The organism is Hymenobacter montanus (genome assembly GCF_014699115.1).
Lineage (GTDB): Bacteria > Bacteroidota > Bacteroidia > Cytophagales > Hymenobacteraceae > Hymenobacter > Hymenobacter montanus.
The window spans coordinates 101111-114655 of sequence record NZ_JACXAD010000006.1 but is presented as its reverse complement, the minus strand read 5'-3'; the positions used below and the strand labels follow the sequence as shown (position 1 = coordinate 114655).

Here is a 13545-nt window from a genome sequence, read left to right as displayed (position 1 = left end):
CGTACAGCGGGTTTTGACCAGGCTCACCGCTCACACCTGGTATTTTTAGGGATGGTGGTCTTCTGTTCGGAACCCAGTTGCCTTCTCTATTTACAAGCGAGTAAGTGGGTTTGACCTGGTTTAGCCACGCCGCCGTACATCACTTCCTCGGTTTTGTCGTTCTCTAGAGCTGGCCACGCCGGGTGCTGCTTCCAGCTAGGCCGAAAGCCGATGTCTGCGCTTTGAAGTGGGCCGTGGCGTCTTGGCCCCTTGCCTGGCGGCTGCTTTCGCACGCGGCATTGTTCTCTTAGCTTTGCTCTTCTAACATGATAGCCATTTCCGCAAAACTAGCCTGGGCGCTCCTGCTAGCGGTGCCGACCTGCAGCCCGCCGGCCACGGTGGCCGGACGGCCCGCTCCGCCCCCCGCCCAAGCAGCAGCTGGCGTGAGTACCCCACCGACCTCGCCGCGCGTGGTTGTGGGGGCCGAGCGCCTCGATACCTACCTGCCGCAGCTCCAGAATAAGCGCATTGGCTTGGTCATCAACCAGACTTCGCGGGTGGGTAACGCGTACTTAGTCGACACCCTGCGGGCCCGGGGCGTAAACGTGACGGCCATTTTCGCTCCCGAGCACGGCTTCCGGGGCGAAGCGGCCGATGGCGCGACCATCAAGGACGGGCGCGATGCCCGCAGCGGGGTGGCCGTGCGCTCGGTGTACGGCAAAACCAAAAAGCCCACCCCCGAAATGCTGGCCGACGTGGATGTGCTCGTATTCGACATTCAGGACGTGGGCGCGCGATTTTACACCTTCATCAGCACGCTGCACTACGTGATGGAAGCCGCCGCCGAGCAGCACAAGCCCGTGCTGGTGCTGGATCGGCCCAATCCCAACGGCGACCTGGTCGATGGCCCCGTGCGGGAACCAGCCCACCAATCCTTCGTCGGCCTCGACCCCCTGCCTATCGCGCACGGGCTGACGGTGGGCGAGCTGGCCACCATGATAAACGGCGAGAAGTGGCTGGCGGGTGGGCAACGCTGCCGCCTTACGGTGGTGCCCCTGGCGGCCGGCTATACCCACGCCACGGCCTACCACCTGCCCGTACGCCCCTCCCCCAACCTGCCCACCGACCACGCCGTGGCCCTGTACCCCAGCATCTGCCTATTTGAAGGAACCAACGTGAGCGTGGGACGGGGCACTACCACACCGTTCGAAGTTATTGGCGGACCTACGCAGCCCGCTACCCGACCTTTCTCGTTCACGCCCCGGCCAAACCCGGGCTCCCCCACTCCCCCGCTCAATGGCCAGCTTTGCTACGGCCTCAACCTCGCCGCCGCCCCCACCCGCGAAGGCTCGGGATTAGTACTGAAATACCTGCTCGATTTCTATCAGCAAAGCACTGACAAGCCGCACTTCTTTGGCAAATATTTCGAGCAGCTCGCAGGCACCGCAACATTGCGCGAACAAGTGGTCGCAGGCAAGTCCGAAGCTGAAATTCGGGCCTCGTGGGAGCCCGGCCTGGGCAAGTTTAAGGCGCTGCGTAAGAAATACCTGTTATACCCAGAGCGGTAATTGGTTGGTGGTGCCTGGTGCTTAGTGCTTGGTTGTTGGAAGGTCCTGCCGAGCGCCACCGAAGCAGCTGGCCCGCATTATTGCAACGGCATTGCTTGCTGCTCCACGCGAGCTGCTTGGATCGCGCGAAGACGAGATGAGCATGATATTCTAACAACTAAGCACCAACAACCAAGCACCAGGCACCAAAAACCAAGCACCACTATGCTGAACCTCGTTTTCATGGGTACGCCCGATTTTGCCGTTCCCACGCTGGAAAGCCTATTGGCCTGGCCGGGCGGACGGGTAGTAGCTGTTATTACAGCCCCCGACCGGCCGGCGGGACGCGGGCAGCAGCTGCAAGCGTCGGCGGTGAAGGTGGCGGCCCTGGCTCATGGCCTGCCCGTGCTGCAACCCACCAACCTCAAGTCCCCCGAATTTCAGGCCGAGCTGAAAACCTACGCGGCCGACTTGCAGGTGGTCGTGGCCTTTCGCATGCTCCCCGAAGCGGTGTGGAGCATGCCTCGGCTCGGGTCCATCAACGTGCACGCTTCGCTGTTGCCGCAGTACCGCGGCGCGGCCCCCATCAATTGGGCCCTGATGCACGGCGACACGGAAACCGGGGTTACCTCTTTTTTCCTGCGGCACGAAATCGACACTGGCAACCTGATTTTGCAGGATCGGGTGCCCATCGCGCCCGAAGATGATTTTGGCAGCCTTTACGCCAAGCTCAAGGTAGCGGGGGCCGCCTTGGCCCGCCGCTCAGTCGAAGCCATCGCGGCCGGCACCGCTCCCAGCATTCCCCAGGCACCACGCGCTGACTTACGCCCGGCCCCCAAGATTCAGAAAGAAACCGGGCGACTCGATTTCAGCCGGCCCGCCGCCGAGCTGGTGAACTGGGTGCGGGGCCTTTCTCCCATTCCCGCCGCCTTCGCTACCCTGCCCGACGGCCGCTTGCTGAAAATATTCCGAGCCCAGGTCCAGGTACCCGAAGCGGATACGCCCCTGCCCACACCGGGTAGCTGGGCTTCGGATGGTCGGCACTTTCTACGCGTAGCTACTGCTGATGGCTGGCTGGATTTGCTGGATGTGCAGCTCGAAGGCAAAAAGCGCATGCCAGTGAAAGAGTTGCTCCTCGGTTTCAAGCTGGCTCGCTAAGGTATTTTTCTTCGTCATCATCTAATCCACTCTATGGTTTCCTTTGTCGTGGCCGTGGCCGAAAACGGGGTTATCGGCTACCGGGGCGAGCTGCCCTGGGGCCGCTTACCAGCCGACCTGCAACACTTCAAGCGCCTCACCCTGGGCCATCCGGTGGTGATGGGCCGCCGCACCTACGACAGCATGGGGCGGGCCCTGCCCCAGCGCCCCAACATCGTGGTGACGCGCCAACCACACTGGGCGGCCCCGGGCTGCGAAACCGCCGCTTCGGTGCCCGCCGCCCTGGACCGCGCCCGGGCGCTCGACGCCGAAGTGTGCGTTATTGGCGGCGGAGAGATTTATCGGGAAGCACTGCCCGCCGCCGACGTCATCTACCTGACGGAAGTACACCACTCTTTTGAGGGCGATGCCTATTTCCCGGCCCTCGATTCGGCCGACTGGCGCGAGGAATCCCGCGAACGACACGAAGCTGATGAGCAGCACGCGTATGCTTTCAGCTTCGTAACCCTGCGACGCCGGTAAAAAGGGTTTAGTCATTCATTGCCCGGACACCCGGCCTTCCGCGCCATGAGCTGCTTCAATCCTTTTAGCGCGTTCCGTAGAAGAGCGTAGCAAAGGGCGCGTCCGTTGCCGCCCCGCTCGCGCCGCTGGGTTTCCAGCGCCACGCTATATCGATCAGGGTTCGTCCATACCAGGTACCAGATTGACTCGTTGAACAGGGGCATACCTCATGCCACTGGATAAGCTAAAGCCCCGGCTCTGCAACGAGCCGGGGCTTTAGCTTATCCAGTGGCGGACGGGTTGCGGAGAGACAGGATTGCCCCTCCGCTCGTGGCGGCTGATAGTCAGTGACCTCAGCGCATGAGTACCAGCTTGCCCCAGTCTTTCTTGAAGGCCTGGTCGCCCGCCGTATCGCGGCGGCTGAACTGCCCCTCCGCGTCGTCGAGCGATACGCGGTAGAGGTAGGTGCCGTTCGCCAGCCGGTCGCCGTAGGAATCGGTCCCGTCCCAGGCAAAATCGGTGATGTTGTTGCCGATGTGCAGCGGCCCAAGCTCGGACATGAAAATCTCGCGCACTACCCTACCCGTCAGGGTCAAGATCTGGATTTTCATGTTGCGGGGCAACTGCTGCCCGGTTAGCGTAAACACGAAGCGGGCCTTGTTGGTAACCGGGTTCGGGTACGGGTAGAGGTTGCTAATTGTGGAGGCGTTCACGACCTCAAACTTCACCTGAAACTCCTGCGCGCCCGCGCTGGCTTGGCGCGGGTCCCGGCCCTGCACCCGTAGCGTGTACACGCCATCGGGCAGGGGCGCGCGCTGGCCGGGGCGGTACTCCAGCTTGGCCACGCTGCCGTTGTTCACCTCCACATTGAAGTTGACATCTGAGCCGTTGAGGTCTACCAGGGTGGGCAGGCCGGTTTGGCCGGGCTTGAGCAGCGTAACCGTGAATGCCGAACGGTCGGTGATGGGCGTAATCCGGTCTTCATCCTTGAGCTGAATGTTAATCACGGGTGTGGAGGAGACCAGCTCTCCATTCAGGATGTGGCGGCCGTCGAAGGCCACGTCCAAGGTGGGGGGTACGTTCTTGTCGATTATCGGGAACGGGCCCAGGTTCAGCTCATTGTTGAACAGGTTGACTTCGGGTAGTGCGCGTGGCCGGGGGTTAATCGTCACCTTGGTCGTGAAATTGGTCCCAAAATTATTTCCTACTGCTAAGGTGACCGGAATGGTCATGCGCGAATCGCCCCGTAGCTGGCCCGGGGCATTCACCACGCCCGAGGCTCTCACCACTCCCTGGGCATCGCGCAATTCGATCCGAGCCCGCAGCGGGGTACCAAAATCGTAGGGCGTAACGTTCTCAAACACCACTGGAATAGTGAGTGTCCTGGCATCCGACGCTTGAGCCGTCAACGTGGCCGCTTCGTAGGCGCTGCTGGGAGCCTGGTCTTTGAGCACCACCCCTTCGGGCACGCCCTGATAAGTTATAAACCACTCCTTCAACTGCGGGGCCACACGGCGCGCCCGGTCCTCCATGGTCAGCTCCAGCTGCAGGTACGGGTACTGGGCCGCCGAGATCGAGCTAAGCGAGTAGCCTCCCTGTTGGGGCGAAGCGGCCGTAATGGTAATCGGTAGCACGGTGCTTTGGTTGAGGGTATCGATGCCAATCACTTTGAGCGTGTAGTTGCTGGTGGCTCCCGGCTCGCGCTGAATCCAGTGATGCAGATTTTCCCAGCTGCTCGCCGGGCCGATGCGCGCGGAAGTAATGACGCCACGCGAGGAAGGCGTGCGCAGCGTATCCTTCAAGGTGATGGTTTGGTTGTAGCGCGGAATGGTGGGCGAGGCCAGGTCTGGGCCGGCTTCGTGGAGGAGCCGGCCCCCGCTGGCGCGCTTCTGGGCTACCAATAGAAAGGGGTCGCCATTCCGCAGTTGGTTGACGAGCTGCGAGCCCAGCAGCGTGCTAAGGGCCGTCTTTACCGTGGTCAGGCTGGGCCAGCGCAGGCGGTTCATGCTCACGATGGCCACGTAGTCGCCGTCGGGCACCGTAGCCAGGAAAGTCGCTAGCTGCGCTTGCCGGGCCGCATTGTTGTTGAGCGTGTTGGTCGTGTCGGCGGCATTGGCGGGATTGCTGCCAAAAATATAAAACTCCTGGGGCGGCTGGCTGCAAACCGCGGCTCCGGGCAGGCCGGTCTTGGTTTCCAACGTGCGCTGGTCGTACACAGCCACCAGCATATTGGGCGCCCGAACGCCGCAGTTGGCCACAGTAGGCGGAGCTTGCACGTTGGTCGTGACACCAAACCCAACTCCCCCCTCAAACGAGGGCGGTGCTCCTGGCAACCCGCCCCCGGCGGTGCGTAACAGCAGGGGTTTGTTTTCAGTACTGAAGCTCCATTGGCCGGTGGGGGCGGCTACTTCCACGCCCTGGCGCTGATTACGCCGGAACTGCGTGTAGTGGCTCTGCGACCACCCCCCGGCCGTGCGGCCCGGTATCACGCGGAAGGAACTCACCACCCAGTTGGGATCTTCGTCGGGGGCGGGGCTCTGGAAGCGCACCCGCCAGTACCACACCACGCTGTCGGGGCCGAAGGCCGGCAGCGTCGGTCGCCAGCGGGGCGCAATCGTGGCCGTTATCGGGCCCGACTGCCGCCGCTGGCCGCTGTTGAATGCCGCGGTTGTGTCGACCTCAAATTCGTACAGTCGCGCCTGCCCGGTCGGGTCATTGGTTTGGGCTACCAACTGCGGCTGGTTAGTGCCGACAATGGCAAATTCCACGGGGTTTAGCACGGTCACGCCGCCCCGCAGGAAGGTAAAGCTGGTGCTGGCCGTGTTATTGGTCTCGTTGCTTTCGTCCACCTTGTTGCGGTAATCCAGCTCGACGCGGAAGGTGTTAGTGCCAAAGACGTTAATTCCCGCGGGGTTAGTGAGTCGAAAATCATAGGTGGCACTACCCTGGGGCCCTTGAGCGAAGTGTTTGGTGCTAACCGTGTTGGGCTGCCCGGGAATGGTTCGCGTCACCCGTATCTCAACCGAATCGGTGGTTACCTTGCCCGGATTGGTTACGCCAATCTTAAGTACGAATTCCGGGGAAGCAGCCGTAACGGCGGTAGCTGGCGCCAGGGGGCTGATGGCCAAGGCCGCGTCGCTAACCTGAAAATCCGGCTTGGGGGGTGCGTACAACGAGACAGTAGGGTCGCCGTGCCAAGTAGTGGAAAGCAGCATCTCCGCCGCGGGGCCATCATCGGGATTGTTAAAGAGGCCGCCGGGAGCACGTTGCAGGCGGCGTACCATTTCATTATATACCGCCGTAACGGGCTTTCCGTACCAAGCTGGATCGTTGAACAGCAGCCTCGTCAGCGTGTCTTGCGATACGTTCAGGTAGCCCGCAAAAGCAAACCCGGTTTCGCCCAGGGCCCCAATGGCCCCTTTGCCAGGCGCAAAAAGCCACTTCTCAAAAAAGGTAGTGTTATCAGAAGTATACAGTGCTCCCGCGCTGCAACCGCGATACATCATCACGGGGTACTTCCCATTGGTATTGTTGTAGCCGTTACCCGGGTCGTTCACATCGCCGATTTCTAAACTGAACGCGGTAGGCGACGCGTGCCCGAAATAAGAAATAAGCCCTAAACCAGGGTTGAGGTACGAAGCAATATTGGTGCGCACGACCACCGAGGAGCCGGTACCACCTATTGTCGTTCGCTCCACGGTCGATACCTGACCACCAAACAGAGGTTTCTCGATGGACTGCTTGTACTGGTTCATGTATCCTCTGTACTCGACAAACTCGTCGGGATCAGTACCGCCGATCAGGTGCAGCACATTTTTCCGCCAGGGCTGGTCACCCAGCGCGTCGTATTCGCGGACTTTGGCCAGGTAAGCGAGTACCTGGGCCGGCGTGAGCACAGTAAGGCGGCCGGTGTTCAATTGCGCGTCGAATCTATTGGCCTGCCAGTCTGCCGTGAGCATATTATCGGAAGCCGCCCGGCTACTGCATAGCACCAGGTTTTGGCCTAACTCTCCCCCAGCGCGGTAGTACGTTCCGCGCTCACTGGGCACTATTCCCTTCCCAATTAAAAGCAGGTACCGGTTAGTAGCACCTGGGGTAGCGGCGGCTAGCCACCGCCCGAAATGGCGCATAGCCAGCCAGGAGCGGTCGCCGTACATAAACTGGTCGTACAGCTGCGAGACGGTTACGACCAGGGTGTCGTATCTCCCGCCCGCAGCCGAGGCCCGATACGCGGCGTAGAGCTTGGGGGCATTGACCATGCCGGTGGCCGGGTCGCGCTGCATCAGCTGCGGATGGGTGATGATAATAAAGTTGGGCACCGCCGGGTCGATATTGCGGAAATATACCCGCTGGGCCCGCACGGGGGGCACCGGTAAGCGCGCTTCGTTGGCCAGCAGGAGGTTGTGGGTGGCACTGGCATTGGCATCGGGAAACACAAACCGGCGGTTGGTGCCCGTGCTGCCCACCGTGCTGACTACGCGCTGGACATTATAAAAGTCTTGCACATCGAATCCGACCACCGTAGCGGGAATAGAGCTGGCGTCGAACTCATAGGTGGCCGGCCCGGTCAGCAGCGAATCGTTCTGAAATAAGATACTGTTGCGGTTAGGGTACCAGGTACTAAGCTGGGGGCCCCCAATACGTACATAGCAAGAATAAAACTCGTCGCTGTACCGGGGCCCGTCCGAGTCATACCGCCGGGTCTTAATTACCACTTTACCATTGGGGTCCACATCCGAAGCCAGCAGCGCGAATGATTTTCTTCCCCGTGAGCGGCCCGACCACCGTATCGTGCCCAGGCTGCGGTCAGCCCCCGCCGGCGTCTGCACCAGCACTTCCGCGAGGTGTTCCGCATCGGTTACCCCAAACATCATCACCTCTACTTGGGGGGGCGGGCCCGTGGTTACCACGTTACGCACGGCGGTATCGCCGATAGTGGTCCTGGTTTTATCTTCAAAATAGCCCTCCGCAGGCTCTACCCACGGCAAATACGTGTACGGATCCTTGGGTCGGTCAACGTAAACCCCCACCTTGAGGAAGAGCTGATTGGTTAACCGGTGGGGATGAACCGCCCCGCCCGCCGCGTTGGGCTGGGCCATGCGCCGGCCAGGGCGCTCCCCGGTCGTGCTCCACGTGATAAAGTAGCTGGCGGTGTCCGTATAAAAATTATAATAGGGGTGCGGCTGATCCTGAGGCTGTTTGTAGAGCTCAACGTCCAGCTTGCCGTCGTTACGCAGGGCGTAAAATTCCAGAAAGGTCGTGGGGTCCAGCGTGGTCGAGTTGCCGCCCAAGTAGGTGGCGATTTCCCGGCCCCGGCGCCAGATTTGCAGTTGGCTGGGGGCTACTCCAGTAATACCGGCCTGAGTCAGGTACTGATAGTCAATTTTGTAAAGACCATCTTTCAGGATTTTCACCTTATAGTACGGCTGCCCTGGCACGATCCACTCGTTGCCTACCGGACCCGACTGCGCTACTGCTGCCGACGTACTCACGCCCAACAGCAGCAGCCACAATCCCCAAAAAACATTCCTTTGTTTAAAATTCCAATTCATAACTCACGCCATAAAAATTTAAATCTTCGGACAGTGCGGTAGGCTGATTTGTATTTCTGAACTACTGCGGGTACTGGTTAAACAACGGCGGTGGCCGCTCAGTTTGCTGAAAGCAATACCCATTTGTGTTTTTGAACGACGACGGGCACTATTTAAATCCGTAACCCAGCGACACAATCAGCGAGTTGGTTTGCGAGGAGCTGCCGAGCTTCTCAACCGCTAATCGCGACAGGGCCAAGTCGACGCGCAGGCCACTGATGGCCACGCCTGCCCCCAGGGAGTACTGGCCCTTCCAGCTCGTGCCCGTGAACTCCTGAATTTTCTGGTAGTTGCCCGCCCCGCCCCGCAGGAACACGAGGTCTTTGTAGCCCAGCTCAATGCCCAGGCGGGGGTCCACGCTCACGGCTTTGGTGGAAATAGGGGTGCCGCGCTGGCCGTCGGTGGTAGTTTCCAGGTCGACGGCGACCAGGGCGGAGAACTGCTTGGGCAGCACAAACCGCCGGCCCGCCCCCAGCACGAAGCGAGGCAGCGTAATTTCGGAGCTACCAGTGGGAATGGCGTCGGGGCCATTGGCAATGGTGCTGTTGATTCCCTTCGTGTATTCCTCGGCGTTAATGGTCCACTGGGTGAACGTAGTGGTGATGTCGCGCGCCATCAGGCCCAGGTTCCACCCCTTGTGGTTGTATTGCACCCCCGCGTCGATGCCGAAGCCGTAGCCGTGGGCGAATTTGCCGATGTTACGGTAGATGATTTTGGCGTTGCCCCCCACACTCAGGCCCTCCACATTGCTCAGCTTGCGGGCATAGGAGAGCAGCAAGGCATAATCAGCCACCGAGAATAACTCTATCTTGCTGTAGTCGACGTAGCCGTATTCGTTGATGAGGTTGCGGGTGTCGGCAATGTCGTCGACGCCCAAGCGCATCAAGCTTGCTCCAATGGCGCTCTTATCGTCCAGCGGCATCGAGAACGCGGCGTAGTCGTTTTTTACGATGCCTGAAAACAACTCGGAGTGCATCAGCACCCCGTCGTATTTGTGCGTTTGATTGGCCAGGCCCGCGGGATTCCAGTAGCCGGCGGTGGCATTGTCGGCCAGACTCACCTGTACCTTGCCCATGCCGAGGGCGCGGGCTCCGACGCCGAGGTTCAGGAATTCGTTGCTGTACTTGGGCGTTTTGGTCGATTGAGCCCGGGCGGGCGCGACCAGCACGGCCGAAGCACCCAGAAGAAACAGTCCACGAATGGTGGTGGAGAATTGGAGCATAGGATTCGGAAAGCGGCTATATGGTGCGCGAACAAAACGCAAGTTACACCCATTATCGTGCGTTGCCCACGCTAGTTACTGAGCTAAAAATCAGAATTAATTCTACCGGTACGGCCGAATCCCTTCCGCTTGCGCCGGGGCGGTGCCCAGGTCATCCCCAGGGGCTCAGCGCGCGCTAGCTTCCGCTCGTAGCCCTGGGGTGCCGGCGAAGAATGACCGTATTTTCTAGGTTTTCATCTTTCTAATGACACTTGGCCGGTGGGGAGAGCTAATTTTTTATTGCTGATAATCAACGAGTAAAAAAATATTTGGCAATTAATCCGAAAAATATTCATCCAGTACCTTGCGTTACAAAGTACCTACCATACATTTGTACTGTTTCTCACCCACTAGCTATTCGTAACGCCCATGAAACTCGAGAACACCCAGGTTCAAATGCGCAAGGGCATCCTTGAATTCTGCATCCTGGAAATTATCGCCCGCGGCGAAGCCTATGCCTCCGACATGCTGGAGGAACTGACTTCGGCCCGCATGATAGTGGTAGAGGGCACGCTCTATCCGCTCCTCACCCGCCTAAAAAACGCCGCGCTGCTGGACTATGTCTGGAAAGAGAGCACCAGCGGGCCGCCGCGCAAATACTACACCCTGACCGACACCGGGCGCCAGTTTTTAGACGAGCTGCGCGAAACCTGGGAGGAAATGGCTACTTCCGTGGGCATTATCCGACACAGCGCTCCCACCAAGCCCGCTGTTTGATTTTGCCGTCTTTTTCCTTCTTCACTCATCAGAATTTAAAAGGCCGTTTCTCAGCCATTTGTCATGAAAAAGAACATCAGTATCAACCTGCAGGGTATTATCTTTCACATCGAGGAGGACGGCTACGAGGTGCTGGGCCGCTACCTGGCCGAAGTGAAGGCCCACTTCGCCAGCTATCGTGGCCACGAGGACATCGTGGCCGATATTGAAGGCCGCATCGCCGAGCTATTTTCGGCGCGCCTCTCCCCTATCCAGCAAGTCATCACCCTGGCCGATGTAGAAGCCATGATGGCCAAAATGGGCCGCGTGCGCGACTTTGCGGCCGAGGCCGACGAGGACGACGAGGCCACCGAAACGGCCTACGCGGCCGGTACTTCGGCTAATAATGCCTCGGCGGGCTTCGGCAACGCGACCACGGAGACGCCGGCCTCGGCTACGGCGGAAACCCGCCCCAAGCGCCTGTACCGCGACATGGCCAACCGCAAAGTGGCCGGGGTGGCCGCCGGCATCGCCCAGTACTTCGCCGTGAACCCGCTCTGGATCCGCCTGGGCTTCTTGTTTGCCACGCTGTTTTCGCCCGCCATCGGCATCTGGACCGACTCGCATCACGACGGCCACTTGGGCTTAGGCGGGTGGTTCGCCATCGCCTACATCGTGCTCTGGATTGTACTGCCCAAGCGCTACGACGCGCCCGCGCTCAACGAAGCCCTGTTAAACTCGGGTCCGCTGGCCGGCCGCCGTTTGTTTCGGGACACCGACACCGGCAAAGTGGCCGGCGTAGGCGCGGGCCTGGCGGCATATTTCAACATCGACGTGACCCTGGTGCGCGTGCTGCTGCTGGCCGGCTTGTTCGTGGGTGGCTTCACCTTCCTGCTCTACATCATCTTGTGGATATTCTTGCCCGAAGCCAAAACGGTTTCGGACAAGCTGCGCATGCGCGGCGACGCGGTAACCCTGGAAAGCTTTGACAGCAGCATGCGCAACAATGCCCTCGCTGGGGGACCCGCTACCACCAACCGGCCCGTTGGTGCCTTTGTGGAGGATGCAGCCCGGGGCCTGCGGCCGCTGGTGAACTTCATTGGGGCCGCCATTCGCATCTGGGCCGGCGTGGTGCTCACCATAGCTGGGTTTGCGCTCCTGCTAGCCCTGGCCATCGTGCTAGGGGTGGGCATTGGACTGATTCCCAATTCGGAAAACATTATACTCGGTGATGCACCCGCTCACGTACTGCTAAACGGCATATCGGCCTGGGGATTGCTGGCCGGCTTTCTCGCTGGCGGAATTCCTTCGCTCTTTCTGCTACTGGGCGGGCTCAGCTTGCTATTCCGTCGTTCTTTAACGTCCCGTAACGTCAACTTGTCGCTACTAGGCTTGTGGTTGCTGAGCATTGTAGGCTTGGTCATGACCGTGGCCCAACAAAGCCGCCAATTCCAGCGCCAGGCCGAAGTAGAGCAACTCGAACGCTACCCAGCCCTGACCACCCCGGTAGTGCGGCTAGACACCCGCCGCGTCGAACGCGAGTGGGACCAGCGCGCGGAGGTGCGCCTCGCCCCCGCCGACAGCGGCCGCGTCGTGGAGGTATTGCGCACCCTCAGTGCGAAAGGACCAACCGATGAAGAAGCCCGCCGCAACGCGCTGACGTCGATTGATTACACCGTACGGGCCAGCGGTGACTCCGCGCTGGTGCTTGACGACCACTTCTCCTTCCTGCCCGGGGCCAAGTATCGCGATCAAGAGCTGGCCGTTACCATCCGACTGCCCCGCGACCGCACTTTCCGCCTCAGTGAGCGCTTTGCCAACAACCTGCTCGATGACGAGAACTTCGTGGGTAACCACCGCCCCAACAACCCCGAGCAACACCGCTACCGCCTGCGCGGCAACAAGCTGGAGTGCATCGGCTGCACCGACGAGGAACTAGGCAGATCCGAGGACAACGACGAAGCCGACATCAACGTTCACATTGACTCGGATGACGACAACGGCGACGATGGTGATAACGGGGACAATGACGAAGGCGACGACCGCAGCAGCGGCCTCTCGCTGAACTACGGGGGCGCGCCCGCCTTCGATACCGACCTGGGCAGCTACGGCAGCGCCCGCCGTAGCTTCAACGAGACCGACTTTACACAGGTGAACATCGTGGGTGGCTACCGGCTGGTGGTGCGCCACGGCGACGCCTTCAAGGTGGAAGCTGGTGGCAATGACGACCGGCTGCAAGACCTGCGCGTGGAGCGCAAAGGCAACACCCTCACCATTCGCCCTCGCAACACGTCGTTTTTCGGCCGTAACTGGGGCCGGGACGATCAGAAGGTACTGATTCGCATTGAGATGCCGGCCCTGGAGGAATTGGAGTTGGCTGGGGCCGTGCAAGCCGACCTCGGTGGCTTCGACCGGCAGGACCGCCTCAAAGTGCAACAGGCCGGGGCCAGCCACCTGCGCCTCAACGGCAACTACGGCACCCTGAAGCTGGAACAAGCCGGCGCCTGCCGCACCACGGCTACCGGCCACGCCGATGCCCTCGACCTCGACGCCGCCGGAGCCTGCGAGCTGGCCGGTGCCAACCTGCAAATCCGCAACGCTAACGTATCGGTGGCGGGGGTGTGCAAGGCTCGGCTGAACGTCACCGAAAGCATCAAGGGCGACGCCGTGGGGGCCAGCGTAATTGCCTACAGCGGCCAACCCCAAAGCGTGGACGTGGATGCCACCGGCCCCTCTAGTGTGAAGCGGCTGTAACTCCGTTGCGGGGGCCGGGGCTCGGCGCAGGCTTTCCCTGGCGGCTCCGCCCCCGCAA

At 60.7% G+C, this 13545-nt stretch carries 7 protein-coding genes; 5 read left to right on the top strand and 2 right to left on the bottom strand.

All coding sequences use genetic code 11. From position 1 onward, the window contains the following. Positions 1-305 precede the first annotated feature (305 nt). The 3 genes from IC235_RS07085 (at position 306) to IC235_RS07075 (ending at position 3206) form a co-directional block, all read left to right on the top strand. On the top strand, positions 306-1547 hold the full coding sequence (locus IC235_RS07085) for an exo-beta-N-acetylmuramidase NamZ family protein (protein WP_191004472.1): 1242 nt from the start codon (positions 306-308) through the stop codon (positions 1545-1547). Between the two features lie 204 nt (positions 1548-1751). Beyond that, positions 1752-2684 (top strand): methionyl-tRNA formyltransferase, encoded by a 933-nt coding sequence (gene fmt, locus IC235_RS07080; RefSeq protein WP_191004471.1) that lies wholly within the window; start codon positions 1752-1754, stop codon positions 2682-2684. Positions 2685-2717: 33 nt separating this feature from the next. Continuing rightward, positions 2718-3206 (top strand): dihydrofolate reductase, encoded by a 489-nt coding sequence (locus tag IC235_RS07075; protein WP_191004470.1) that lies wholly within the window; start codon positions 2718-2720, stop codon positions 3204-3206. A 332-nt stretch (positions 3207-3538) separates the two neighbouring features. On the opposite strand, the gene porU2 is transcribed toward IC235_RS07075, so the two are convergent. Both porU2 and IC235_RS07065 read right to left on the bottom strand, forming a co-directional pair. Continuing rightward, on the bottom strand, positions 3539-8737 hold the full coding sequence (gene porU2, locus IC235_RS07070; protein WP_191004469.1) for a putative type IX secretion system sortase PorU2: 5199 nt from the start codon (positions 8735-8737) through the stop codon (positions 3539-3541). 148 nt (positions 8738-8885) lie between these two features. Further along, entirely contained in the window at positions 8886-9998 is a 1113-nt protein-coding gene (locus IC235_RS07065) for a putative type IX sorting system protein PorV2 (RefSeq protein ID WP_191004468.1), read from the bottom strand. Positions 9999-10406: 408 nt separating this feature from the next. Between IC235_RS07065 and IC235_RS07060 the strand changes: the two genes are divergently transcribed. Beyond that, positions 10407-10754, top strand: a complete 348-nt coding sequence (locus IC235_RS07060) for a PadR family transcriptional regulator (RefSeq protein WP_191004467.1) — start codon at positions 10407-10409, stop codon at positions 10752-10754. 63 nt (positions 10755-10817) lie between these two features. After that, positions 10818-13487, top strand: coding sequence for a PspC domain-containing protein (locus IC235_RS07055; protein WP_191004466.1), 2670 nt, complete (start codon positions 10818-10820; stop codon positions 13485-13487). Positions 13488-13545 lie beyond the last annotated feature (58 nt).